Annotated in this window: 19 protein-coding genes and 2 tRNA genes; 10 read left to right on the top strand and 11 right to left on the bottom strand. The window is 65.7% G+C overall.

What is annotated here, in order from left to right; genetic code table 11:
• Positions 1-31 precede the first annotated feature (31 nt).
• From map to NJF35_RS19870, 3 genes are read left to right on the top strand one after another with little or no spacing between them, the layout of a single operon-like run.
• On the top strand, positions 32-823 hold the full coding sequence (gene map / locus NJF35_RS19880) for a type I methionyl aminopeptidase (protein WP_225788277.1): 792 nt from the start codon (positions 32-34) through the stop codon (positions 821-823).
• Positions 824-837: 14 nt separating this feature from the next.
• The gene (locus NJF35_RS19875) at positions 838-1,530 is read left to right on the top strand and encodes a DUF1266 domain-containing protein (RefSeq protein ID WP_253081104.1); all 693 of its coding nucleotides are present in this window, start codon (positions 838-840) and stop codon (positions 1,528-1,530) included.
• Positions 1,527-4,172, top strand: a complete 2,646-nt coding sequence (locus NJF35_RS19870) for a molecular chaperone DnaJ (RefSeq protein WP_253091402.1) — start codon at positions 1,527-1,529, stop codon at positions 4,170-4,172. The genes NJF35_RS19875 and NJF35_RS19870 overlap by 4 nt, the downstream gene beginning before the upstream one ends.
• A gap of 84 nt (positions 4,173-4,256) precedes the next feature.
• Here NJF35_RS19870 and NJF35_RS19865 read toward each other — a convergent pair whose 3' ends face one another.
• From NJF35_RS19865 to NJF35_RS19855, 3 genes are all read right to left on the bottom strand, one after another.
• Complete coding sequence (locus tag NJF35_RS19865) at positions 4,257-5,963, bottom strand: molecular chaperone HscC (protein WP_253091401.1); 1,707 nt, start codon at positions 5,961-5,963, stop codon at positions 4,257-4,259.
• Positions 5,964-6,123: 160 nt separating this feature from the next.
• Positions 6,124-6,200: transfer RNA gene (locus tag NJF35_RS19860), tRNA-Asp, on the bottom strand.
• 15 nt (positions 6,201-6,215) lie between these two features.
• Positions 6,216-6,291, bottom strand: a tRNA-Val gene (locus tag NJF35_RS19855).
• A gap of 205 nt (positions 6,292-6,496) precedes the next feature.
• Here NJF35_RS19855 and rdgC point away from each other — a divergent pair.
• The 3 genes from rdgC to sugE all read left to right on the top strand — a co-directional run bounded on the left by rdgC (position 6,497) and on the right by sugE (position 9,042).
• Positions 6,497-7,417 (top strand): recombination-associated protein RdgC, encoded by a 921-nt coding sequence (rdgC, locus tag NJF35_RS19850; RefSeq protein WP_225788281.1) that lies wholly within the window; start codon positions 6,497-6,499, stop codon positions 7,415-7,417.
• A 139-nt stretch (positions 7,418-7,556) separates the two neighbouring features.
• The gene (locus tag NJF35_RS19845) at positions 7,557-8,519 is read left to right on the top strand and encodes a bile acid:sodium symporter family protein (protein ID WP_225788282.1); all 963 of its coding nucleotides are present in this window, start codon (positions 7,557-7,559) and stop codon (positions 8,517-8,519) included.
• A 205-nt stretch (positions 8,520-8,724) separates the two neighbouring features.
• Complete coding sequence (gene sugE / locus NJF35_RS19840) at positions 8,725-9,042, top strand: quaternary ammonium compound efflux SMR transporter SugE (RefSeq protein ID WP_225788283.1); 318 nt, start codon at positions 8,725-8,727, stop codon at positions 9,040-9,042.
• 15 nt (positions 9,043-9,057) lie between these two features.
• Here sugE and NJF35_RS19835 read toward each other — a convergent pair whose 3' ends face one another.
• Entirely contained in the window at positions 9,058-10,932 is a 1,875-nt protein-coding gene (locus tag NJF35_RS19835) for an MFS transporter (protein ID WP_225788284.1), read from the bottom strand.
• A 359-nt stretch (positions 10,933-11,291) separates the two neighbouring features.
• Between NJF35_RS19835 and NJF35_RS19830 the strand changes: the two genes are divergently transcribed.
• On the top strand, positions 11,292-14,768 hold the full coding sequence (locus NJF35_RS19830; protein WP_253091400.1) for a PAS domain-containing hybrid sensor histidine kinase/response regulator: 3,477 nt from the start codon (positions 11,292-11,294) through the stop codon (positions 14,766-14,768).
• On the opposite strand, the gene rmuC is transcribed toward NJF35_RS19830, so the two are convergent.
• Together rmuC and NJF35_RS19820 are read right to left on the bottom strand one after the other, a co-directional pair.
• Entirely contained in the window at positions 14,740-16,125 is a 1,386-nt protein-coding gene (gene rmuC, locus NJF35_RS19825) for a DNA recombination protein RmuC (RefSeq protein ID WP_225788356.1), read from the bottom strand. The two genes, NJF35_RS19830 and rmuC, sit on opposite strands and share 29 nt — an antisense overlap.
• Before the next feature lie 192 nt (positions 16,126-16,317).
• Positions 16,318-16,737, bottom strand: a complete 420-nt coding sequence (locus tag NJF35_RS19820; RefSeq protein ID WP_225788286.1) for a tetratricopeptide repeat protein — start codon at positions 16,735-16,737, stop codon at positions 16,318-16,320.
• Between the two features lie 948 nt (positions 16,738-17,685).
• Between NJF35_RS19820 and NJF35_RS19815 the strand changes: the two genes are divergently transcribed.
• The 3 genes from NJF35_RS19815 to NJF35_RS19805 all read left to right on the top strand — a co-directional run bounded on the left by NJF35_RS19815 (position 17,686) and on the right by NJF35_RS19805 (position 20,052).
• Positions 17,686-17,910, top strand: coding sequence for a hypothetical protein (locus NJF35_RS19815; protein WP_225788287.1), 225 nt, complete (start codon positions 17,686-17,688; stop codon positions 17,908-17,910).
• Between the two features lie 246 nt (positions 17,911-18,156).
• Positions 18,157-18,639 (top strand): hypothetical protein, encoded by a 483-nt coding sequence (locus tag NJF35_RS19810; protein ID WP_225788288.1) that lies wholly within the window; start codon positions 18,157-18,159, stop codon positions 18,637-18,639.
• Positions 18,640-18,786: 147 nt separating this feature from the next.
• Complete coding sequence (locus NJF35_RS19805; protein WP_225788289.1) at positions 18,787-20,052, top strand: OmpP1/FadL family transporter; 1,266 nt, start codon at positions 18,787-18,789, stop codon at positions 20,050-20,052.
• Between the two features lie 271 nt (positions 20,053-20,323).
• Here NJF35_RS19805 and NJF35_RS19800 read toward each other — a convergent pair whose 3' ends face one another.
• Genes NJF35_RS19800 through NJF35_RS19785 form a run of 5 tightly spaced genes read right to left on the bottom strand, consistent with a single transcriptional unit; the run spans position 20,324 to position 23,941 of the window.
• Positions 20,324-20,875 carry a glutathione peroxidase gene (locus NJF35_RS19800; RefSeq protein WP_225788357.1) on the bottom strand — a complete coding sequence of 184 codons (552 nt, stop codon included), beginning with the start codon at positions 20,873-20,875 and terminating at the stop codon, positions 20,324-20,326.
• Between the two features lie 47 nt (positions 20,876-20,922).
• Entirely contained in the window at positions 20,923-21,045 is a 123-nt protein-coding gene (locus tag NJF35_RS24700) for a hypothetical protein (protein WP_262923706.1), read from the bottom strand.
• Positions 21,042-22,244 (bottom strand): MFS transporter, encoded by a 1,203-nt coding sequence (locus NJF35_RS19795; RefSeq protein ID WP_225788290.1) that lies wholly within the window; start codon positions 22,242-22,244, stop codon positions 21,042-21,044. The genes NJF35_RS24700 and NJF35_RS19795 overlap by 4 nt, the downstream gene beginning before the upstream one ends.
• Before the next feature lie 60 nt (positions 22,245-22,304).
• Entirely contained in the window at positions 22,305-22,709 is a 405-nt protein-coding gene (locus tag NJF35_RS19790) for a MarR family winged helix-turn-helix transcriptional regulator (protein ID WP_225788291.1), read from the bottom strand.
• Positions 22,710-22,762: 53 nt separating this feature from the next.
• Positions 22,763-23,941 carry a glycoside hydrolase family 5 protein gene (locus NJF35_RS19785; protein ID WP_225788292.1) on the bottom strand — a complete coding sequence of 393 codons (1,179 nt, stop codon included), beginning with the start codon at positions 23,939-23,941 and terminating at the stop codon, positions 22,763-22,765.
• Positions 23,942-24,208 lie beyond the last annotated feature (267 nt).

Below are 24,208 nucleotides of genomic sequence, written 5' to 3'. Positions count from 1 at the left end.
CCCCTATCGATCGAGATCCGCCCCTGCCCCCATGTCCCAGGTGATCCTCAAGACCCCCGCCCAACTCGACCTGATGCGCCGCGCCGGGCAACTGCTGGCTCAGGTTTTCGCCCACCTCGACGGCTTCATCCGTCCCGGGGTGACCACCCTGCAGATCAACGACCGCGCCGAGGCGTTCATCGTCGAAACGCTCAAGGCACGCCCGGCGAGCAAGGGCCAGTACGGTTTCCCCTACGCCCTCAACACCTCCGTGGACCACGTGGTCTGCCACGGCGTGCCGAATGCCGACGAGGTGCTAGGGGAAGGCTCGATCGTCAACGTCGACATCACCCTGGAACAGGGCGGCTACATCGCCGACTCGTCGAAGATGTACTGCCTCGGCCCGGTCAGCGACGAGGCCCGGCGCCTGGTGGACACCACCTACGCGGCGCTGTGGAAGGGCATCGAGCAGGTCCGTCCGGGCGCCACCCTCGGCGATATCGGCCATGCCATCCAGGCCCATGCCGAAGCCGCCGGCTACAGCGTCGTGCGCGAATACTGCGGGCATGGCATCGGCCGGCAGATGCACGAGGCACCCGAGGTGCTGCACGTGGGCCAACGGGGCATGGGCATGAAACTCAAGCCTGGCATGGTCTTCACCATCGAACCGATGATCAACCAGGGCGGGCGCGGCACACGCACCCTGCGCGATGGCTGGACGGTGATCACCCGCGACCGCGCCCTGTCGGCGCAGTGGGAGCATACCGTGGCGGTCACGGGCCAAGGCTTCGAGGTGCTCACCCTGCGTGAAGAGGAACGGGCCTTGCGCCAGGACGTCGTCTGATCAGGAGCCCGCTCATGGATGAACACGCACAGCGCTGGCTGCATGCCCTCTCGGCGCCCATGGCCGCCCTCAACGGCGCCAGCTATACCGCCGCCGAGTACTTCGAAGGCGAAGACCAGACCGACCTGGAACGCGGCTGGGGCATCAACGACCGCAGCCAACTGCTGGACACCCTGCACATGGCCGACAACGGCCACGCCACGGAGCTGAGCGAAGCCTACTGGCAATTCCAGCGCTGCCTGCCCAGCCAATGGCGCAGCTTGCTCGACGGCCTGCCGCTGCGCGAACGCATCAAGTTCGAATATGCCGCGCGCACCTTCCCCGATTGCGGCCCCGGCGGTACCCGTGCCTGGGACCTGGGGCGCATGGGTTTCTTGCTGCGCGCCGGGGTGAAGAAGGGCCTGGTCAGCCGCGACGAGAGCCTCTACCTGCACCATCGCCTGGCCCTGCGCGCGCGCCACTACTACAACCGCTGGGACAGTTACCTGGCCGGCTACCTGTTCGGCAAGGCCTTGTGGAATGTCTCGCAGAGCAGCGACGAAAGCCTCGCCGCCGACCTCGAGCGCCAAGGCAGCGAGCACTGGAACCGTTGCATCGTGCTCAACCTGCGGCTCGGCGCCAGCAGCCTGCTGCGCAGCCTGCCCTGGGACCTGCCGCTGCCCGAACCGCAACGCCCCGCCTCGCTGGAAGAGGGCTGCTGGTCATGAGTTGCTGGATTCACCTGGGCCTGGAGCCGACCCACGACCTGGACGCCATCCGCCAGGCCTACCGCCGCCAGTTGCCGGCGCACCACCCGGAATCCGACCCGGAGGGCTTCCAGGCCCTGCGCGCAGCCTATGAGCAAGCCCTGCGCCTGGCCCGCGAAGGCGCAGCGTCGAGCCTGGAGGAACGAGCGCCAGACCACGACGATACGCAACGCCATCCGGCGCTGGCGGCCTTTCACCGCTTGCTGGAGGAGCCCACCCAACGCTTCGATCCCCAGGCTTGGCAGCGCTACATCGCCGAACTCGACGAGTTGCCGCTGGAGACGCTGGAAGACCTCGGCCGGCAATTGCTGGCGCTACTGCCCAACTGCGGGCCGCTCGGCCACCGCTGCGCCAACCTGCTGGCCCGGCGCCTGGGCTGGGCCGAGCAGGTGCTGCGCCTGCCCAACCCGCAAGAGGTGGAGGCCCTGCTGCAACGCCTGGAAGAGCCAGACCCGTTCGACACCGGCCTGATGCGCGACTGGCCTCCCACCGCGCAGTTGGAAACGCTGTGGTACTTCCGCAGCCTGGAGTACTGCTACCAGAACCGTCCACTGTTCGAGTACGAGCAGTTCGCCAGCCTGCATACCTGCCTGGCGATCCCTGACGATGAAGCCCTGGTGCAGCGCCTGCTGGTGCAATTCAGCCAGGCCGGGATCGCCAGCCGCACCTTGCATGGGCTCCTGCTGGAACGGCAGCGCCTGGCCCCGGACGATCCCGACCTGCTCTACCTGCTGGCGCGCCAGGCCGATGCCCTCGGCGCGCAGGAGCAGGCCCTGGACTGCTGGCTGCGGCTGTGGCGCGAGCAGGCGCACCCCGAGGCCGAACGCTGGCTGCTCGACCTGTGCACCCGGCTCCAGCCCCAGCGCCTGCCCCTGCTGATCCAGGCCTTCGACCGACAGGCCAGGCCCACTACCTGGCCCGACTACCTGGCCGATCCGGCGCAGGCCTGGGGCAGCCCGGCGCAAAGCCCGCAGACCCTGGCGCGCTGGTCACAAGCCGCACGCCTGGAACTGGACGGCATCGCCGGCCGCTTCGTCGAGTGGCGCCTGGATGGCGACGACGAACTGCCACTGCTCGCCTGGCTGCTGGAGGACCAGCAGGACCACGCGCTGCACCGCCTGTACCGGCATGCCTGGGCCTTGCAGCGGGGAGAGGCCGGCCTGCTGCGGCAGGTCCTCGCCGAGCCTGTCGGCGAAGATGCCCTCGATGCCTTGATCCTGGAAGGCTTCCAGCGCCAGGCCGAACAACAGTTGCACTGGCTCGAGCACTCGCCGGTGGTGCAGGCCCTGGTGCGCGCCTGCGCCAGCGACGACCCGGCGCCCATGCTGCCCGAGGCGCTCGACGAGGTCGACATTCACCCGGTGTGCCGCGAATGGCTGCGGCGCATGCGCCCCTACTCGGCCATCGCCCTGCAGCGGCTCAACGACCACTTCCAGATGCAACGCATGTTCACCGCCCCCTTCGCCATGGATGTGCAGGCGTTGCTGACCGAGCAGGCGCTGCTGCCGGCGCCGCCCGACGACGACGAGGCCTTGTGGGGCTGGCACCGGCAGAACCTGTTCATGCTCGCCCTGGTGCTCGACCCTGCCCGCTGGCTGGCGCTGGTTTCGCCGACACTGCTCACGCAGCTGGCGTTTCCCGCCGGGCACCCCTGCGCCGCCTTGCACGACCTGCTCCTGCACCTGCAGCGCCAGGACGAAACCGACCACCTGCTCGGTTGGCTGGACGGCCATGATCCACTGCAGCGCATCGTCAGCGCACGCCTGCTCGACCTGCACCAGGCGCTGGCCAGCGACAGGCTGCCGAGCAACCTGCAACTGCATGCCTGCCTGGAACACTGCACACCGCTGCTTGACGGGCATCGGCTCCACCAGATGCTGTTGTACGCCGTGCTCTACCACGACCCCAGCCTGGACAGGGCGCAACGCCAGCGCATGCTGGAACGGCTCGAAGGCCTGGATGCGGGCAGCGAGTTGGCGCTGCGCTTTCGCGACAGCCTGGTCAAGGGCACGCCCGTGTTGTCTGCGCGGGATGCCAGGGCGCTTGGCCTGGGCTTGGAATACGACCTGTTGCGCAGCGCCCTGAACAGCCTGCGCAGCCTGGCAGGGCAAGGCCTGGATGGCATTCCACGCCACCGTACCCTGCGGGCATTGCAACGGGGCAAGGACGATCCGAACCTCGATCTCGGCCTGCGTTGTGCCCTCACCGCCCTGCTGTCGTGGAGCGAGCGCCTGTTGTTCAAGTTCGCGCAGACGCCCCCGACACCGGCCTGGGAGCTATGGAAACTGCGCAGCCGCCTGGATCGCAGCAACTTTGCCCTGCAATTGCTGCTGTGCCTGTTGGCGGCCCCCTTCTATACCACGCAGCCCGCGGTGCTGCCGGTGATCGCCCTGGTGCTGATCAGCGCCTGCCTGCGCCGCCTGCGCGACATGGGGCGTGGCGTACCGTCGCTGCTGGTGCTGATGGGGGTCAGCCGGTTGTTGCCGTTCGCCGTGCTGGTGCTGCTCGGTCTTGGAGGTGATCCGTTGCCTAACCGCTATGGCATCACCGCGAGTAGGCAGGATGTTCTGCAGTACGGGCTGCAAGCGGCGTTGCGGCGCTAGGTCTGCGTTCTTCACCGCCCCCGGGGCTGCTTTGCAGCCCCAGCCCCCCTTGACCGACCGGCATTGATCCCTGGGCCTTGGCTTTCAGTAACGCAGATCGTCCAGCGCCTGGCTCAACTGCTGGCGCTGCCGGTTGATCTCGCCAGCCTGCTGGCTGGCCAGCACCGCATTGAAGGCATCCAGCCAACTGCCGATCAACTCGCGCTCGTCGCCCAGGCTCTGCATCCAGGCCCGCTCCAGGCGCGCCAGCAGGGTGCGGTTGGGCAAGGCGTCGCGGGGGTGGATCTTCAACCGCGCCAGGCGCTCATGGCTGGCCTGGCGGGCCTCGGCGTCAAGGCCAGTGGGGCTGCGGTCGATGCTGTGGCTGTGCTTCTGGCCCGTTTCCAGGAAGGTCACGTCCACCTCCAGCAGGCCATTGATGTCGTAGCTGAAGCGCACGTCCAGCGACTGCACCTGCCCGGTCTGCTGCAAGGGAATCTCGAAACTGTCTACCAGGATGTTGTCGCGCACCCAGGGGCGCTCGCCCTGGTACACGTCGATGCGCACGCTTTTCTGCTGCGGATGACTGCTGTAGAAGCGCTGCACCTTGGAGGTGGGGATGACCGTGTTGCGCTCGATGATCGGCGAAAAGGCGCCGGACACCTCCTCGCCACGCTGGGACGCCACGCCCAGGGTATAGGGGCAGACGTCGGTGAGAATCAGCTCGTCGATGGCCTGGTCACGGGCCTTGCAGGCGGCCTGGCTGGCAGCGCCGAGGGCGACGATGGTGTCCGGGTCGAGATGACGGTACGGCAGACGGCCGAACAGCTTGGCCACCAGTTGCTGGATCTGCGGCATGCGCGTGGCACCGCCGACCAGCACCAGGCTGTCCAGCTCGCGCGGGCTCAGGCGGGCATCGCGCAGAGCCTGTTCGATGGGCGCTCGCACCCGGGCCAGCAACGGTGCCCAGATCGACTGCAGGCGCGTCTCGTCGAGCGTCCACTCGCGCAGTTGGCCATCGCCATTCCAGCCCAGGGTGCGCTTGCCCTCGCCCAGGTCATGCTTGAACTGCTCGATGGCGTCATGCAGGCTGGCCAGCGCCTGGGGTTCCAGGCCCTCGGCCTCGAGGCCCCAGTCGTGCAGGCAGGCGGCCAGCAAGGCGTCGGTAAAATCCTCTCCGCCCAGGTAGTTGTCGCCGGTGGAGGCATGCACCTCGATCAGCGGCAGGGCGTACTCCAGTACGGTGACATCGAAGGTGCCGCCGCCCAGGTCGAATACCAGCGTGCGCTCGAATGCCTGTTCATGCAGGCCATAGGCCATGGCCGCGGCGGTCGGTTCGTTGATCAGCCGCTGTACCTTCAGCCCCGCCAGCTCCGCGGCGAACACCGTGCGCTTGCGCTGCTCGTCGCTGAAATAGGCCGGCACCGAGATCACCGCCTCGCTCACCTGGCAGCCGAGGTAGGCCTCGGCATCCTGCTTCAACGCGCCCAGCACCAGGGCGGAGAGCTCCTCGGGGCTGAAGCGGTGCTCGCCCAGCTCGAAACGCTTGTCACTGCCCATGAAACGCTTGAAGGCCGCAGCGGTGCGCTGCGGGTGGGTGGTCAAGCGCGCACGGGCGGCCTTGCCCACCAGGATGCTGCCATCGTCGTCGACGCTGACCACCGACGGCGTCAGTACATCGCCCAGGGCATTGGCGATCAAGCGTGCCTGGCCATCCTGCCAGACGGCGATGAGGCTATTGGTGGTGCCCAGGTCGATGCCCAGGAGCGGGGTTGGCTGCGCGGGGGATGGAGAGGTACTGGCATCCTGCATGGTCGGTCTCGTGCTCGCGGTGAAGAACCGGAACGCGACCTGCTGGCCGCATCCGGCGGACAGGAAGGATTCTGACGCAATGCCATAAACAAAAAAAGCGACCTCAAGGTCGCTTTCTTTGTGGCTTCCGGGTGTTCAGTGGGCCCTGGAAGCTGGAATATGGCGCAGCGGACGGGACTCGAACCCGCGACCCCCGGCGTGACAGGCCGGTATTCTAACCGACTGAACTACCGCTGCGCTATACATCGAGATTGGTGGGTGGTGACGGGATCGAACCGCCGACCCTCTGCTTGTAAGGCAGATGCTCTCCCGGCTGAGCTAACCACCCTTCGTCTCGGTGTGGCGCGCATTCTACGGATGACCCGCCACCCTGGCAAGCACTTTTTTCAAATTTTTTTTGAAGCCTTTCAAAGACCTAGCATCACTGCCCTTTTCCTGGCGATTAATGGCTGCTGGCCCTCTGACAGGGGTGGTCGCAAACCGTCACTCGGAGAATAATGCCCGCCTTATGCATTAAGGAGAGATTCCCCCTCATGTGGTTCAAGAACCTGCTGACCTACCGCCTGACCCAGGATGTCCCGTTCGAGCCCGAAGCACTGGAAGCCGCCCTGGCCAGCAAGCCGGCCCGCCCCTGCGCCAGCCAGGAGCTGACCACCTATGGTTTCGTCGCCCCGTTCGGCAAGGGCGAGGACGCGCCGCTGGTACACGTCAGCGGTGACTTCCTGCTGATCGCCGCACGCAAGGAGGAACGCATCCTGCCCAGCAGCGTGGTCAACGATGCGGTCAAGGAAAAAGTCGAGGAGATCGAGACCGAGCAGATGCGCAAGGTCTACAAGAAGGAACGCGACCAGATCAAGGATGACATCATCCAAAGCTTCCTGCCCCGCGCTTTCATCCGTCGCTCGATGATCTTCGCCGCCATCGCCCCGCGCCTGGGCCTGATCCTGGTCAACTCGGCCAGCGCCAAGCGCGCCGAAGACCTGCTCTCGACCCTGCGCGAGGTCATGGGCTCGCTGCCGGTGCGCCCGGTCACCGTGAAAACCGCCCCGAGCGCGACCATGACCGACTGGGTCAAGTCCCAGGCGCCGGCTGCGGACTTCTTCGTCCTGGACGAGTGCGAGCTGCGCGACACCCATGAAGACGGCGGCATCGTGCGCTGCAAGCGCCAGGACCTGGCCAGCGAGGAGATCCAGCTGCACCTGGGCACTGGCAAGGTGGTCACCCAGTTGGCCCTGGCCTGGCAGGACAAGCTGTCGTTCGTGCTGGACGACAAGACCGTGATCAAGCGCCTGAAGTTCGAGGAGCTGCTGCAGGAGCAGGCCGAGCAGGATGGCGGCGAAGAGGCCCAGCAGCAGTTCGATGCCAGCTTCACCCTGATGATGATGACCTTCACCGAGTTCCTCCCGGCGCTGTTCGAGGCCCTGGGCGGCGAAGAGATTCCCCAAGGGGTTTGACGGCAGCTGCAAGCTGCAAGAAAAAGCCAAAGCGAAAGCACAGAGCTTCGAGAACATGCGGAATCGAACGGCCACACCGTCCCGCTTTTACTTGCAGCTTGAAGCTTGAAGCTTGAAGCTGAAACCGGAGATTTCCCCCATGCGTGCCCTGGCCGCCTTCAGCCGCTTCGTCGGCAACACGTTCGCCCTGTGGGTGCTGGTGTTCGCCTGTCTGGCCTTCCTTCAACCCCAGTGGTTCATCGCCCTGAAGGTGGCCATCGTGCCGCTGCTGGGCCTGGTGATGTTCGGCATGGGCCTGACCCTCAAGCTCGACGACTTCGCCGCCCTCGCCCGCCAGCCCTGGCGGGTGGCGCTGGGGGTGGTGGCGCACTTCGTGATCATGCCGGGCATGGCCTGGTTGCTGTGCCAGCTGTTCCACCTGCCAGCGGAGATCGCCGTGGGGGTGATCCTGGTCGGCTGCTGCCCGAGCGGCACGGCCTCGAACGTGATGGTCTGGCTGTCGAAGGGCGACCTGGCCCTGGCAGTGGCCATTGCCGCGGTGACCACACTGCTGGCACCGCTGCTGACCCCGGCGCTGATCTGGTTCCTGGCCTCGGCCTGGCTGCCGGTGTCCTTCATGGACATGTTCTGGTCGATCCTGCAGTTGGTGATGCTGCCGATCGTCCTCGGCGTGCTGGCCCAGCGGGTACTGGGCGCGCGGGTGCAACTGGCGGTGCAGGTGCTGCCGCTGGTGTCGGTGGTGAGCATCGTCATGATCGTCTGCGCGGTGGTCGCGGCCAGCCAGGCGAAGATCGCCGAGTCGGGCCTGCTGATCATGGCCGTGGTGATATTGCACAACAGTTTCGGCTTCCTGCTCGGCTACCTGACCGGCAAGTTGTGCAAGCTGCCGCTGGCCCAGCGCAAGTCGCTGGCGCTGGAAGTGGGCATGCAGAACTCCGGGCTGGGCGCGGCACTGGCGGCGGCGCACTTCTCGCCGCTGGCAGCGGTGCCCAGTGCGCTGTTCAGCGTGTGGCACAACATCTCCGGGGCGGTGCTGTCGACCTGGTTCCGCCGGATGGAAGAGCCCGGCGCTCCTGTAGAGGCCGAGCCGGCCAGGCATTGATGGGCTGACGGCACCGGCCTGTTCGCGGCAGCCTGATCCACACGTCTGGTGTTCTCCACTGTGCCGGAACAGGCACCGCAGATCCGCCCGACTTGCCCTACCCATGGCAAATGTGCACTATAGTGCGCACTGTGAGGACGACCTCACGACGCACCGCGTGACCATTCCGGGGACGGCCCCATCCTTGAAAACGATGGAGGCTCCCATGTCCTGGATCATCCTGTTCTTCGCCGGTCTGTTCGAAGTCGGCTGGGCCGTAGGCCTGAAGTACACCGACGGTTTCACCCGTCCCCTGCCCACCGTACTGACCGTCGCCGCCATGGCCGTGAGCCTGGGTCTACTGGGCCTGGCCATGAAGGAACTGCCACTGGGTACCGCCTATGCCATCTGGACCGGCGTCGGCGCCGTCGGCACGGTGATCGCCGGGATCATCCTGTTCGGCGAATCCATGGCCCTGGTGCGCCTGGCCAGCGTGGCCCTGATCGTCGCCGGCCTGGTCGGCCTGAAGGTCAGCACCGGCTGACCCACGCCCCTTCCCTCAACGCTGGTCGCCGCGCAAGGCCATGACCTTCTCGCGCAGCACCTCTGGCTGCGCCGCCTCCACCGGGATGGCGGCGCCAGCCACGAGGGTCACCCGCGACCACAGGCGCCGGAAAAAGCCCTTGGCCGGATCGCGGCTGAAGAAACTGCCCCACAAGCCCTGCAACGCCAGGGGAATCACCGGTACCGGGGTTTCCTGGAGGATGCGGTTGACGCCCCCCTTGAACACGTCGATCTCGCCATCGGAGGTCAACTTGCCTTCCGGGAAGATGCACACCACTTCACCCGCGGCCAAGTACTGGGCGATACGCGCGAAGGCCCGCTCGTAGGTGGCTTCGTCCTCGCTGCGGCCAGCGATGGGAATCGCCCCGGCGGTGCGGAACACGAAGTTGAGCAGCGGCAGGTCGTAGATCTTGTAGTACATGACGAAACGCACCGGTCGGCGGATCGCCCCCCCGATCAGCAGCGCATCGACGAAGGACACATGGTTGCACACCAGCAACGCTGGCCCCTCGTCGGGAATACGCTCCAGGTCCCGATGCTCGACCCGGTACATGGAATGGCTGAGCAGCCAGATCATGAAGCGCATGGTGAACTCAGGGACGATGCGGAAGATATAGGCGTTGACCGCGATGTTGAGCAGCGACACCACCAGGAACAACTGCGGGATGCTCAGTTGCGCCAGGCTCAGCAGGACGATGGTGAGGATCGCCGAGACCACCATGAACAGGGCATTGAGAATGTTGTTGGCGGCGATCACCCGCGCCCGCTGGTCCTCGGGGGTACGCGCCTGGATCAGGGCATACAGCGGCACGATGTAGAAACCGCCGAATACCCCCAGGCCTACGATCGACACCAGGATCCACCAGGCCTGGCCCATGCCCAGCAGGGCCAGCCAGTCATGCGGCGCCTCGCCGGCTGGCACGTCGCCGGAGTGCCACCACCAGAGCAGGCCGAACAGGGTCAGGCCGAACGAGCCGAACGGCACCAGGCCGATCTCCACCTTGCGGCCGCTGAGCCGTTCGCACAGCAGCGAGCCCGCCGCGATGCCCACCGAGAACAGCGTCAGCACCAGGGTCACCACGGTTTCGTCGCCGTGCAGCCAGTCCTTGGAATAGGCCGGGATCTGGGTCAGGTAGATGGCCCCGACGAACCAGAACCACGAGTTGCCGACGATCGAGCGCGAAACCGCCGGCGTCTGCCCCAGGCCCAGGCGCAGGGTGGCCCAGGACTGGCGGAAGATGTTCCAGTCCAGCTTCATCTGCGGGGCCGCTGCCGCGGCCCGAGGGATCCAGCGACTGGCCAGGTAGCCGAGCACCGCGGTGCCCACCACGCCCCCCGCCGCCACCGTGGCGTAGTGGGTGGACGACATCATCACCCCCGCGCCGATGGTCCCGGCGAGGATCGCCAGGAAGGTCCCCATTTCCACCAGGCCGTTGCCGCCCACCAGTTCCTCCTCGCGCAGGGCCTGGGGCAGGATCGAGTATTTCACCGGGCCGAACAGCGCCGAATGGGTGCCCATGGCGAACAGCGCCAGCAGCATCAGCTCCAGGTGGTGGGTGACGAAGCCCGTGGCGCCGATGGCCATGATGACGATCTCGGCCAGCTTGATCGCGCGGATCAGCGCGTCCTTGGCGAACTTCTCGCCGAACTGCCCGGCCAGGGCCGAGAACAGGAAGAACGGCAGGATGAACAGCAAGGCGCAGAGGTTGACCCAGATCGAGCGGTCGCCTTCCAGGCTGAGCTTGTAGAGGATCGCCAGGATCAACGACTGCTTGAACAGGTTGTCGTTGAAGGCACCCAGCGACTGGGTGATGAAGAACGGCAGGAAACGCCGCTTGCCGAGCAAGGTGAATTGCGAGGGGTGACTCATCGTCCTTGTTCCTGGGGGCTTTTGTCATTGGAGGCCCGCAGGCCGCACAGAGCCACAAATCTGCATGGGAAAGCCGGCCATTGGCAAGCCGCACCCACAGAATCCTCTGCCAAGCAGATGCCGAAGGAGCACCACGTCCCCCCGACGATGGCTGCACAGCAGCCCCGCTGCCACTCGAATGACCGGCATCGAGCTTGAGCACCACAAAGACGCACGACAAACCCCGCCCTCGCCCTTATGCTGAGCAGCAAGGGCTGCGACGTCCTGCCACTGCGACCATCGTCTGCGCTGACGAACGCCAGGCGCCATGCCAGACTGATTGATCGGGACCGCGTTCTATTCTTTGCTCCGGAGTTTGCATGTCGTTGTCCAGCGGGCTGATCGCCGTGGTCGCCCTGGCCTATATGGCCATCATGTTCGCCATCGCCTTCTACGGCGACCGCCGCAGCACCCCGCTGCCGCCGCGCCTGCGTGCCTGGGTGTACAGCCTGTCGCTGGCGGTGTACTGCACCAGTTGGACCTTCTTCGGCGCGGTCGGCCAGGCCGCCGAACAGCTGTGGGCGTTCCTGCCGATCTACCTGGGGCCGGTGCTGCTGCTGATCTTCGCCCCCTGGGTGCTGCAAAAGATGGTGCTGATCAGCAAGCAGCAGAACATCACCTCGATCGCCGACTTCATCGCCGCGCGCTATGGCAAGTCGCAGACCCTGGCCGTGGTGGTGGCGCTGATCTGCCTGGTGGGCGTGCTGCCCTACATCGCCCTGCAGCTCAAGGGCATCGTGCTCGGCGTCAACCTGCTGATCGGCGCCAGCGCCGATGCCACCGGCACCCGCGTGCAGGACACCGCGCTGGTGGTGTCGCTGGTGCTGGCGCTGTTCTCCATCGTCTTCGGGACCCGCAGCCTGGATGTCACCGAGCACCACCGCGGCATGGTCCTGGCGATCGCCTTCGAATCGCTGGTCAAGCTGCTGGCATTCCTCGCCGTGGGCGCCTTCGTGGTGTTCAACCTGTACGACGGCTTCGACGACCTGTTCGAGCAGGCGCGCCAGTCGACGCACCTGGAAAGCTATTGGCAGGAGACCATCAACTGGCCCTCGATGGTGGTGCAGACGACCGTGGCGATGATGGCGATCATCTGCCTGCCGCGACAGTTCCACGTCACCGTGGTGGAGAACATCGAGCCCCAGGACATGCGCATGGCGCGCTGGGTCTTCCCCCTGTACCTGGCCCTGGCCGCGCTGTTCGTGGTGCCGATCGCCCTGGCTGGGCAGATGCTGCTGCCGGGCACGGTGATCTCCGACTCCTTCGTCATCAGCCTGCCCCTGGCCGAAGCCCACCCGAGCCTGGCCCTGCTGGCCTTCATCGGCGGCGCCTCGGCCGCCACCGGCATGGTCATCGTCGAGGCCGTGGCGCTGTCGACCATGGTGTCCAACGACATGCTGCTGCCCTGGCTGCTGCGCCGCAAGAACGCCGAACGGCCGTTCGAGGCGTTCCGCCACTGGATGCTCTCGGTCCGCCGAGTGACCATCGTGGTCATCCTTCTGCTCGCCTACGTCAGCTACCGCCTGCTCGGTTCCACCGCGAGCCTGGCGACCATCGGCCAGATCGCCTTCGCCGCAGTGACCCAGCTGACCCCGGCCATGCTCGGCGCACTGTACTGGAAACAGGCCAACCGGCGCGGCGTGTTCGCGGGCCTGGCGGCCGGGATCTTCCTGTGGTTCTACACCCTGGTGCTGCCGATCGCCGCGCACAGCCTGGGCTGGTCGCTGCAATTGTTCCCTGGCCTTGCCTGGCTGCACGGCAACCCGTTGAACCTGCCGATCACCCCGCTGACCCAGGGCGTGGTGCTGTCGCTGGCGGGCAACTTCGTGCTGTTCGCCTGGGTCTCGATCTTCTCCCGCACCCGGGTCTCGGAACACTGGCAGGCCGGGCGCTTCATCGGCCAGCAGACCACCCGCCCCAACAGCCGGTCGCTGCTGGCGGTGCAGATCGACGACCTGCTCAAGCTGGCGGCACGCTTCGTCGGCGAGGAACGCGCGCGGCAGAGCTTCATCCGCTTCGCCTACCGCCAGGGCAAGGGCTTCAACCCCAACCAGAACGCCGACGGCGACTGGATCGAACACACCGAGCGCCTGCTGGCCGGCGTGCTCGGCACCTCCTCGACCCGTGCGGTGGTCAAGGCCGCCATCGAAGGCCGCGACATGCAGCTCGAGGACGTGGTGCGCATCGCCGACGAGGCCAGCGAGGTGCTGCAGTTCAACCGCGCCCTGCTGCAGGGGGCGATCGAGAACATCAACCAGGGCATCAGCGTGGTGGACCAGAACCTGCACCTGGTGGCCTGGAACCGGCGCTACCTGGAGCTGTTCAACTACCCCGACGGGCTGATCAGCGTGGGCCGGCCAATTGCCGACATCATCCGCTACAACGCCGAACGTGGCCTGTGCGGCCCCGGCGAGGCCCAGGTCCATGTGGCCCGGCGCCTGCACTGGATGCGCCAGGGCCGTGCCCATACCTCCGAGCGGCTGTTCCCCAACGGCCGGGTGATCGAGCTGATCGGCAACCCCATGCCTGGCGGCGGCTTCGTCATGAGCTTCACCGACATCACCCCGTTCCGCGAGGCCGAGCAGGCGCTCAAGGACGCCAACGAGGGCCTGGAGCAGCGGGTCGCCGAGCGCACCCATGAGCTGTCCCAGCTCAACCAGGCGCTGTCCGAGGCCAAGAGCCATGCCGAGGCGGTCAGCCAGTCCAAGACCCGCTTCCTGGCCGCGGTCAGCCACGACCTGATGCAACCGCTCAATGCCGCGCGGCTGTTCTCCGCCGCCCTGTCGCAGCAGGCCGAGGGCATGTCCGAGGAAGCCCGGCAGTTGGTGCAGCACATGGACAGCTCGCTGCGCTCGGCCGAGGAACTGATCAGCGACCTGCTGGACATCTCGCGTCTGGAAAACGGCAGGATCACCCCCGACATCAAGCCCTTCGCCCTCAACGAGCTGTTCGACACCCTCGGTGCCGAGTTCAAGCTGCTGGCTGCGGAAAAGGGCCTGGAGTTCCGCCTGCGCGGCAGTCGCCTGCGGGTCGACAGCGACATGAAACTGTTGCGGCGGGTGCTGCAGAACTTCCTGACCAACGCCCTGCGCTATGGCAAGAGCCCACTGCTGCTTGGCGTGCGCCGCCAGGGCGGGCGCCTGTGGCTGGAAGTCTGGGACCGAGGCCCAGGCATCGCCGACGACAAGCTGCAGGTGATCTTCCAGGAGTTCAAGCGCCTGGACAGCCACCAGACGCGCGCCGAAAAAGGCCTGGGCCTGGGCCTGGCGATCGCCGACGGCTTGTGCCGGGTGCTCGGCCATCCGCTTCAGGTGCGCTCCTGGCCAGGCAAGGGCAGCGTGTTCCGGGTCGGCGTGCCGATCGCCAAGGCCGCCGTCGCGGCGCCCAGCGCGCCACCGGAGCCACAGGCTGGCCAACCGCTGGCCGGGCTGCAGGTGCTGTGCGTCGACAACGAAGACAGCATCCTGGTCGGCATGAACAGCCTGCTCAGCCGCTGGGGTTGCCAGGTGTGGACCGCGCGCAGCCGCGCCGAATGCGAAGCCCTGCTGGCCAAGGGCATGCGCCCGCACCTGGCGCTGGTGGACTACCACCTGGACGATGGCGAGACGGGGACCGAGCTGATGGCCTGGCTACGCACCCGCCTGGGCGAACCGGTACCGGGCGTGGTGATCAGCGCCGACGGACGCAACGAGACCATCGCCATGGTCCATGCCGCCGGCCTCGACTACCTGGCCAAGCCGGTCAAGCCAGCGGCCCTGCGCGCCCTGCTCAATCGGCATCTGAGCCTGGTTCAGTGAGCGCCTCGTCAGGCACCGCGTCGTCGGACAGCGCGCGTTCGAGCAAGTCGGCCGGCAGGCTCTTGCTGGCCCGGGCGCCGAGCAGCTTGAGCTGCTCGCTGCGGCTGACCAGGTTGCCACGCCCTTCGCAGAGTTTGTTGCGCGCCGCGGCATAGGCCTTGTCCACCTGCTGCAGGCGGCTGCCCAGCTCGTCCAGGTCCTGGATGAACAACACGAACTTGTCGTACAGCCACCCGGCACGCTCGGCGATCTCCCGGGCGTTCTGGCCCTGGCGCTCCTGCTTCCACAGGCTGTCGATCACCCGCAGGGTGGCCAGCAGGGTGGTGGGGCTGACGATCACGATCTGCCGGTCGAAGGCCTCCTGGAACAGGTTGGGCTCGGCCTGCAGGGCCGCCGAGAAGGCCGCCTCGATGGGCACGAAGAGCAGGACGAAATCCAGGCTGTGCAAGCCCTCCAGGCGGTTGTAGTCCTTGCTGGAGAGCCCTTTGACGTGGCTGCGCAGGGACTGCACGTGCTGCTTCAGCGCAGCCTGGGCGCGCTCGGCGTCGTCGTCGCCGACGAATTGCTGGTAGGCGGTGAGGCTGACCTTGGCATCGACCACCACCTGCTTGTCGCCGGGCAGCATGATCAGTACATCGGGCTGGTAGCGCTCGCCCTCGGCGCTCTTGAGGCTGACCTGGGTCAGGTATTCGCGGCCCTTTTCCAGGCCGGCATGCTCCAGCACCCGTTCGAGGATCAGCTCGCCCCAGTTGCCCTGGGTCTTCTGGCCCTTGAGCGCCTGGGTCAGGTTGGTGGCTTCGTTGGACAGGCGCAGGTTGAGCTGCTGCAGGCGCTCGAGCTCCTTGGCCAGGGAAAAACGCTCGCGGGCCTCCTGCTGGTAGCTCTCCTCCACGCGCTTCTCGAAGGCCTGGATGCGCTCCTTGAGCGGGTCGAGCAACTGCCCCAGGTGCTGCTGGCTGGTCTGGGCGAAACGCTGCTCGCGCTCATCGAAGATCTTCGTGGCCATCTCGGCGAACTGCGCGCGCAAGGTGTCGCGGGCTTCCTGCAGGTCTTCCAGGCGTTGCTGGTGGCTTTCCTGCTGCTCACGCAACTCGGCCTCCAGGCGCGCGACCTGGGCCTCCAGGCGCCGCAGCTCGGCCTCGCGGCCGACACGTTCCAGTTGCCAGGCATGGGCGGCGTCGCGGGCGTTGTCACGCTCGATCTGCAGCAGTTCCAGTTCCCGGGCCTGGGCGGCCAGGGTGGTCTGCTTGGCCACGTTGGCCTCGCTCAGGTCGCTGATCTCGTCGCGGCAGGCCTCCAGCTGGGCCTGCAGGCCTTCCTGGGCCAGTTGCGCACCGGTGAGACGCTCTTGCACCAGGGCCAGTTCCGATTGCCGGGCCGACAGCCGTCGCTGCACCTGCAACGCCCAGGCCAGGCATGGAACCGCTGCTGCCACGATGCCCAGCAGGATACTGGCAAGATCCACTGCCATAGCTACTCCGATCGATGTTCGACAATGCTGCGCGCAGCTTAACAGGTGAGGCCCGGGGTGGTCGTGCCGCCCCAGGTATCAACTCGAGCGCAACTGCCCAAGCAACCGCCGCGCCTCCTGCGACCCCTGCCCTGCCGCCAACTCCAGCCAGTAGCGGGCCTGCTCCGGCTCACTGTGCTGGCACAGGCGGGCATACTCCACCTGCGCCCGCCGGTCGCCGGCCCGTGCGGCCTGGCGCAGCAGCTCATGGCCGATGCGGCGGTCACGGGCGTTACCGCAGTCCCGGCAGAGCATCTGCCCCAGGCGGCTCTGGGCGACCACCACGCCCTGGCGCGCCGGCTGCTTGAGCAGACGACCGGCCAGGTGCTTGACGCTGGGCTTGTCACCCAGGCGCGGGCTATCGAGCAGCCAGAGGGCCACTTTCAGGGAAAAACGCTTGGGGGATGGCACCGACGGGGTTGCAGCGGGGCTTGCGAGGTATTTACCGCGAAACTTCATGACCAAACAGCGAAGGCAACTCGAGAGGCGCGCCACTCTACTCCATTTTTTCGCCGATGGCCTGATCGATCGCCACGCAGGCGAAAAAAAAATTCGATGATCTTTTCTTGACGTTTTCGATTGGGTGGTCCCTGCCATCATCCCGGGTTGACGATTGTCGGACAGTTCGAAAAAGAGCTGGCACGCCCGTCCTAGAGCAAGCGCTCGGGACAATCCACAGATCCTGTGGATAACTCGGTGGACAACCCCCTCAACAAGTCCTCAAACCCCGATGAAACGGGGGTTTCAGTCAAACTGACGATTTTTTCACCAGTAAAAATTAGTGTTTTTTTTCATTGACTTAAGCGTGCAGTCAAGGCATTGGCGAGCCCGCCGAGACATGTTGCGGGGCCGTTACAAGTCGTGCACCAAGTGTGTACAAGTGCACCGAATCCCTCCATTTGAATGCACGAAATGGCATCATCCCGCCGCGTATGATCCGTTTGCCCTACTTCACAGACTGAGCAAGAAAGGCCATACTGTTCGGCTCGCCTGGCGAAACGAACAAAGGCTTGCACCTGCTGCGTGCTTCCTGTATGGTGCCGCCCTGTTAGTACCCAGCTGAAAGTCAATTCTGGCCACAAGCGCCCTTCAGTCATCGGCTCGATCCTCCGGGCGATGCTGAAAACGGACCGGCCCATTCGATGGTTCACTCGGCAGCCCTACCTGCCCTAGCACGAATCACGCACAGATTGATCGGGATCTTCACCCAGAGGCAACGAACCTTGGCCCTGGTGTGCTTGCCCGCCTTTTGACGTACCTACCAGTCAGCCCAGCGCCCACTTTTTATTGCGCCTCCCTGGCTGCCCTGTTCCAGTCAGGTTCTGCGTCCCTTAATAATGACGTCACTGGAACGTTTCTAAGATGCACGGATCGAAACCCGTGTTTAAAGCAGGAACATCCAACAATATGAATACGCACCATCAGATCCAGGCTGCCATCGGCACCCTTTCCCAGGCCTTCGCCCCACTGAAGTGCCTGATCGTCGCCCCACGCAAGGGCAGCTTCAGCTTCACCCTGGTCGACGAACATGGCGTCGCGTGCCACACCGAGCGCCTGTACCCAGAGCAATACGGCCGCGGCGAACCGCTGCAGGCAGTGATCGAGCGAACCCGCCAGTCGCTGGCCGCATGAGCGGCGAATGCCCGCCCATTCAGGCGATCGATCCCCGCCACTGCGCTGCCTGATCGTTCTTGGCGTAATTGCCGTAGGGCATATAGCACCGGACGACAGGCAGCAATCGATTTAAAAACAGCCCTTTACACCATGATTATCACACTACACTTCAACTCGAGCGGTGCGAGCCGCTTCCGGCGGGCCTGATCAATCCACCAGCTGCCAAGCTCCAGTGCCCGTCGGCCTTTATCGTTCGAGGGCATCATGGGTATCGCAGCGAAAGAGTTGTGTCAGTATGTGATCCGGCCGACCCTGGTCTACCTGGACCGCCATTGCGAAAGCGCCGAGGCCCTGCTGTTGGGCGTCGCCGCCAGCCAATCGGCGCTCGGCTCGGCGTTGCACGACCGGCGCGGGCATGGTCTCTACCGGATCGGCGAAACGCGTCACCAGGCGCTGTGGGACGATTTCCTCGCCCGCGACCCTGACCTGGCCAGCCTGGTCCGTGGCCTGGCCAGCCAGCACGCCTTCCTGCGCGGGCCGCACCTGGAGTTGGCGGTCAACCTGCGCTACTCCACCGCCATCGCCTGGATGCTCATCGAAGAACAGGCCACGCCCTTGCCCGCCGCCGACGACCTGTTGGGGTTGGCGCGTATCTGGCGGCAGGTCTTCCACCCCCCGGGGCGCCTGCGCGACTTCACCCAAGCCTGGCATCTGTGCGTCGAGCCGATGATGTCGCAGGCATCTTGAGAAACGTCCTACGCTAAAACCGGAAAAAACGGAATTTTGGTCGGATTGTCCTACAAAACCGCTCTAACTCCTGCGATCGAGCCTATGGCGCAGCACGTGATTTGTTGGTAGCTTTTCGCCCCGGAGATCCCAAGGAGTTTCACAATAATGAAAAAAGCAATGCTCAAAACCTCCCTCGGCGTTGCCGTTGCCCTCGCTTCCAGCCAGTTGCTCGCCAGTGGTTTCGCCCTCAACGAGCAAAGCGTCAGCGGCATGGGTACAGGTTTCGCGGGTCGTTCTTCCTCTGCCGAAGATGCCAGCACCGTCTTTGGCAACCCTGCCGGCATGTCGCGCCTCAAGCGCGAGCAAATCACCGTGGGCGGCGCCGCCGTCATCGCCAAGTCCGACATCTCGGGCCCAGGCAGCAACCTGGGGGGAGAGACCGACGGCGACATGGTCCCGACCGTCGGCGTACCCATGGGCTACTACGTCAAGCCAATCGATGAGCACTGGAGCGTCGGTTTCGGCGTCTACGTACCGTTCGGCCTGGTCACCGACTACGGCAGCGACGACGCCGCCCGCTACTGGGGCAAGAAGAGCCACGTCGAGGTCATCACCTTCCAGCCAACCGTCAGCTATGCCTTCAACGACAAGGTCTCGATCGGTTTCGGCCCGACCTTCAACCGCATCAAGGGCGAGCTGGGCTCCAGCCTGATCAACCCGTTCACCCCGGGCAGCAACGATGGCGAAGTGAAGATCAAGGGCGACGATACCGCAGTCGGCTACAACATCGGCATCCTGGTCCAGGCCACCGACCGCACCCGCGTCGGCCTGACCTACCACTCCATGGTCGACTACAAGCTCGAGGGCAAGACCCGCGTCAGCACCCCGCTGATCGGCCCCTACGACGGCAGCAAGTTCGACGCCAGCCTGAAGATCAAGACGCCGGAGTCCGTCGACCTGTCGATCACCCACGAGCTGGACGACCAGTGGACCCTCTACGCGGGCAGCACCTGGACCCGCTGGAGCCGCCTGGAAGACATCACCGTGCAGAACGATGTGCCGCCGGCACTGGTCGGTTCGCCGTTCCAGACCATCAGCGAGGAGCAGAACTGGCATGACACCTGGGCACACGCCATCGGCGCGTCCTACAAGGTGAACAAGGAGTGGATCCTGCGTGCCGGCTTCACCGTGGACCAGTCGCCGACCAACAACCACGACCGTTCGCCGCGCATCCCGACTGGCGATCGCAAGGTGCTGAGCCTCGGCGCCGGCTGGAGCCCGACCGACGACATGACCATCGACGTGGCGTACTCCTACCTGTGGGAGGAAGACACCAAGGTCAACCAGGTCAGCGCGACCAAGGGCTCCTACCAAGCCAAGTACGAGAACAGCGCCCACGGTATCGGCGCGTCCCTCACCTACCGCTTCTGAGTCGCCGGGGCCTTGCAAGAGACGTAGGCTTCTTCAGGCCATGGGGCCGCTCTGCGGCCCTTCGCGGGCAAGCCCGCTCCCACAGGGGCCTGCGTCAACCGCATGTTCTCTACGCGACAGCGCAGCCCGAAGGGCTGGGTGATCCCCACAGAGTCCTCTGCATGGGCCCCACTGTGGGAGCTTGCCAGCGACGGGGCGCGAAGCGGCCCCAGGTATTAGCACCGCTTCGACCCAGCCCGAGAAAGGCAGCGACGCTCGCCAGGCCGGGCACTCAGGGTTGGGAAGCGATCGCCTTTTCGATAGCCGTCCTGAACGCCGGGTCGTCAGGTTTGGTCAGGCTGGAGAAATTGGCGATCACCTTGCCGCGGCGGTCTACCACGTACTTGTAGAAATTCCACTTCGGCGCACTGCTCTGGCGCGCCAACTCACCGAACAGCGGCACCGCATCCTTGCCACGCACCGCCTGGGCCTTGGTCATGGTGAAGGTCACACCGTAGTTGGCATAGCAGACCTTGGCGGTCTTCTCGCTGTCGGCGTCCTCCTGCTTGAAGTCGTTCGACGGCACGCCGAGCATTTCCAGGCCCTGCTCGTGGTATTCCTTGTAGACCGCCTCCAACCCTTCGAACTGCGGGGCGAAGCCGCAATAACTGGCGGTATTCACCACCACCAGCGGCTTGCCTGCGAAACGCTGGCACAGGTCGACCTGCTCCTTGCCACGCAACTCGGGCAGGCTACCCTGCAGCAGTGCCGGGCAATCCGCTGCCCAACTGGAAGAAAAGGTGGCCAGGGCCAGCGCGGGTATCGTCAGCCAGCGTACACGCATCATCGTTGTTCTCCTGCAAGGCGATCCTTGAACTTGCAGGGTAGCGCCTAACAAACGCTCATGCCCAGCTGCATCAACCGCAACCCGCCCAGTTGCCAGCCCCACCACACCAGCGCCAGGAGCACTGCCGCACCCGCCACCAAGAGGATGCGGGCCAGGTAGCGGTTCATGCGGCCTGCACCTGCAAGCGCGCGACGGGCCGCTCGCGCACCGGCCAGTTGAGCGCGGCCGCCAGCAGGCTGAGCAGGATCGAGATCTGCCAGACCAGCTCGTAGCTGCCGGACTGGTCATACACCACGCCGCCCAGCCATCCCCCCAGGAAAGCGCCCAACTGGTGGAACAGGAAGACGATGCCGCCGAGCATGGACAAGTTGCGCACGCCGAACACCGTGGCCACGGTGCCATTGGTCAACGGTACCGTGGACAGCCACAACAGCCCCATGGCGATGCCGAACAGGTAGGCACTGACCTCGGTCACCGGCGCCCACAGAAACAGCACGATCACCAGAGCACGCAGCAGGTACAGCGCGCTGAGCAGGCGCGGCTTGGACATGCGCCCACCCAGCCAGCCTGCGGTGTAGGTACCGACGATATTGAACAGCCCGACCAGCGCCAGCACGGTGGTGCCGGTACTGGCCGGCAGGTGCTGATCCACCAGGTAGGCCGGCAGGTGCACCCCGATGAATACCACCTGGAAACCACAGACGAAGAAGCCCAGGGCCAGCAGCCAGAAACCGCTGTGCGAGCAGGCCTCGCGCAAGGCCTGGCCGAGGGTCTGCTCGGCGCCGAGGCTGGGCAGCGGGCGATCCCGCAACATCCCTACCAGCGGGATGATCAGGGCCACCAGCAGGCCCAGTACCAGCAATGCCGCCGACCAGCCCAGCCACTGGATCAGCCCCAGGGTGCCGGGCAGCATGGCGAACTGACCGAAGGAGCCGGCCGCGCTGGCGATACCCATGGCCACGCTGCGCTTTTCCGCCGGTACGGCACGCCCCACCACGCCGAGGATCACCGAGAAGGACGTTCCCGAAAGCCCGATGCCGATCAACAAGCCGGCGCTCAGCGACAGCGACCAGGCCGAGTCGGCCATGCCCATCAGCATCAGGCCCGCGGCATAGAGGATGCCGCCGATGATCACCACCCGCGCCGCGCCCAGGCGGTCCGCCAGGGCACCGGCGAAAGGCTGGGCCAGCCCCCAGATCAGGTTCTGCAGGGCGATGGCGAAGGCGAACACCTCGCGCCCCCAACCGAAATCGGCGCTCATTGGCGCCAGGAACAGGCCAAAACCGTGCCGCACGCCCAGCGACAGCGCCAGGATCAACGCCGCCCCCAGTAGAATCCATCCGCTGGTTCGCCATACCGAAGTCATTGTCGTTCTCCTGCGCATCGCAAGGTTGAGGCGGGTAGCTGCCCGCTTCTGGTGTGTGAATCAGGCCAGGCGCTCCAGCAACCGCACCAGTGCGTCCCGTTGCCCTTCCCCCAACCGCTCGACCAGTTGCCGCTGGGCCCGCTCCCAGGCCGGATGGGCCGCCTGCAGCCGCGCCTTGCCCGCCTCGGTCAACAGCACCAGGCGATTGCGCTGGTCGTCCCCCTCGGCCAGGGCAACCAGACCTTCGGCTTCCAGCACCCGCAGGTTGCGGCCCAGGGTGCTGCGATCCAGCCCCATGGCTTCGGCCAGGGACGTGATGCTGGGGCGGTCGAGCCGCTGCAGGTGGCGAAGCAGGGAAAACTGGGCGACATTGATGCCGAAACCGACAAGGGCTTCGTCATAGTGCCGGCTCACCCCGCGGGCGGCACGACGCAGGTGGGTACAGAGGCATTCGCTGGTCAACATGAATGCGTGTATATACCCGCACATTGAATGTTGCAAGACATTTCACATCTCGATCAGCGGGCCAAGCGGCTGCGGATCGGCTCGAATTCAGCCGTGGCCTTGCGCGGCAGCGGATCCGGCGCGTCCTGTTCGATCGCCTGCCAATAGCGCCAGGGCACCTTGGCCGAACCCAGTTCGTAGTCCATGCCATCCCAGCTGTCTTCGCGGAAACTGTAGAAGGCCCAGTGCACCTGCTGACGGTCCAGCACGCTGAGTACATCCTCCAGGTACTGCCGACAACCAGGCAGGCGGCGCATGCAACCGAACTCGCCAACCACCAGGCGCGAACGTGGCAGTTTCATCGTGGCCATCCAGTCGAGCGGCTGCTGCAGGTACTGCGCCACCCGCCTCGCCCCCCATGGCTCGGAGCGCCCCGCAAAGGGCGCGGGCCCTGGGTAGGCGATGGGCGCTTGGCGGGCCATGTTCGGCGCACTGGTGGCCGAGTAGGGTTCGTACATGTGCAGGCTGTACAGCACGCGCTCGTCCGCCAGGGGGGCCGGCCAATAGCTGAACGCATCGGCCGCGGCGTACCAGCCGGCGTCGACCATGATCGGGGTAGTGGCATCGACTTCGCGGATCGCTGCGATCAGTTGCCGATAGAGGGCAGGCAGGTCGCGCGCGCCTCCCTGCACCTGCTGGTACCACTGCTTCATGCGCAGCGGATCGGCATGCTCGGGCAGGCCGCCCTGCTTTTCCGGTGCCGGCTCGTTGACCAGGTTGTAGGCGGCGATGGCCGGGTGGTCGCCGAGTGCCTGGGCCAGGTCACGCCAGAAGTTGGCGGCTTGGGTCCAATAGCCTTTGTCCTGCCAGAGGCGATCGTCGAACTGGCCTTCGTTGTTTTGCGACCAGCGCATGCCGGGCAGCGAGAGGGGCGCGATCACGACCTTGAGGCCTGCGGCGTGGGCGCGGTCCAGGACAGCCCTGAGCTGGGCCAGGTCGGCTGCCGCGAGGCCCTGGTAGGCATCGGCGTTGCCCAGCAGGAAATCGCGTTTCTCGGGCCGCCACTTGTCGTAGGACAGCCGCACCCAGGTAGCGCCGTAGCCGCGCAGGGCTTCGAAATAGGCTTGGTCAGGGGGCAGGCGGTTGAAGCTGTTGCCGCCATGGCGAGGGCTGTTCCAGAAGCCGATCAGATCGGCTGCCGTGGCTGGCAGGGTAGCCAGCGCGAGCAGGCTGGCGAGTATCCAGTGACGCATGGGAGGCCTCCCTGGCCGGTTGCAGTGGCGGCCGAGGATACGCCCGGTTGCACAGGGAAGCAGTTACCAAAGGGTTGCCAGACATTACAGCAAGAGGTTGCCTTCAGGTCGCCGGGTGTCTGGACCGGCCCATTGGGGCCGCTTCGCGCCCCAGATGGGACTGTCAGATTTTTTGTGTGCGGGCCGGTAACGGCCTGCCGTCAGGCAGGCCCTGATTCTCACCAGGTCGGCCTGATGAACCGGTCTCCGTACAGAATCGCAAATTGA

Origin of the sequence: Pseudomonas guariconensis (genome assembly GCF_024127895.1) — a bacterium.
Classification (GTDB): Bacteria; Pseudomonadota; Gammaproteobacteria; order Pseudomonadales; family Pseudomonadaceae; genus Aquipseudomonas; species Aquipseudomonas guariconensis_B.
This window is presented reverse-complemented; position numbering and strand designations above follow the sequence as displayed.

Coding starts and splice junctions, on each gene's coding strand:
- map (WP_225788277.1), top strand. CDS start 32: ATGTCCCAGGTGATCCTCAAGACCCCCGCCCAACTCGACCTGATGCGC.
- NJF35_RS19875 (WP_253081104.1), top strand. CDS start 838: ATGGATGAACACGCACAGCGCTGGCTGCATGCCCTCTCGGCGCCCATG.
- NJF35_RS19870 (WP_253091402.1), top strand. CDS start 1,527: ATGAGTTGCTGGATTCACCTGGGCCTGGAGCCGACCCACGACCTGGAC.
- NJF35_RS19865 (WP_253091401.1), bottom strand. CDS start 5,963: ATGCAGGATGCCAGTACCTCTCCATCCCCCGCGCAGCCAACCCCGCTC.
- rdgC (WP_225788281.1), top strand. CDS start 6,497: ATGTGGTTCAAGAACCTGCTGACCTACCGCCTGACCCAGGATGTCCCG.
- NJF35_RS19845 (WP_225788282.1), top strand. CDS start 7,557: ATGCGTGCCCTGGCCGCCTTCAGCCGCTTCGTCGGCAACACGTTCGCC.
- sugE (WP_225788283.1), top strand. CDS start 8,725: ATGTCCTGGATCATCCTGTTCTTCGCCGGTCTGTTCGAAGTCGGCTGG.
- NJF35_RS19835 (WP_225788284.1), bottom strand. CDS start 10,932: ATGAGTCACCCCTCGCAATTCACCTTGCTCGGCAAGCGGCGTTTCCTG.
- NJF35_RS19830 (WP_253091400.1), top strand. CDS start 11,292: ATGTCGTTGTCCAGCGGGCTGATCGCCGTGGTCGCCCTGGCCTATATG.
- NJF35_RS19820 (WP_225788286.1), bottom strand. CDS start 16,737: ATGAAGTTTCGCGGTAAATACCTCGCAAGCCCCGCTGCAACCCCGTCG.
- NJF35_RS19815 (WP_225788287.1), top strand. CDS start 17,686: ATGAATACGCACCATCAGATCCAGGCTGCCATCGGCACCCTTTCCCAG.
- NJF35_RS19810 (WP_225788288.1), top strand. CDS start 18,157: ATGGGTATCGCAGCGAAAGAGTTGTGTCAGTATGTGATCCGGCCGACC.
- NJF35_RS19805 (WP_225788289.1), top strand. CDS start 18,787: ATGAAAAAAGCAATGCTCAAAACCTCCCTCGGCGTTGCCGTTGCCCTC.
- NJF35_RS19800 (WP_225788357.1), bottom strand. CDS start 20,875: ATGCGTGTACGCTGGCTGACGATACCCGCGCTGGCCCTGGCCACCTTT.
- NJF35_RS24700 (WP_262923706.1), bottom strand. CDS start 21,045: ATGAACCGCTACCTGGCCCGCATCCTCTTGGTGGCGGGTGCGGCAGTG.
- NJF35_RS19795 (WP_225788290.1), bottom strand. CDS start 22,244: ATGACTTCGGTATGGCGAACCAGCGGATGGATTCTACTGGGGGCGGCG.
- NJF35_RS19790 (WP_225788291.1), bottom strand. CDS start 22,709: ATGTTGACCAGCGAATGCCTCTGTACCCACCTGCGTCGTGCCGCCCGC.
- NJF35_RS19785 (WP_225788292.1), bottom strand. CDS start 23,941: ATGCGTCACTGGATACTCGCCAGCCTGCTCGCGCTGGCTACCCTGCCA.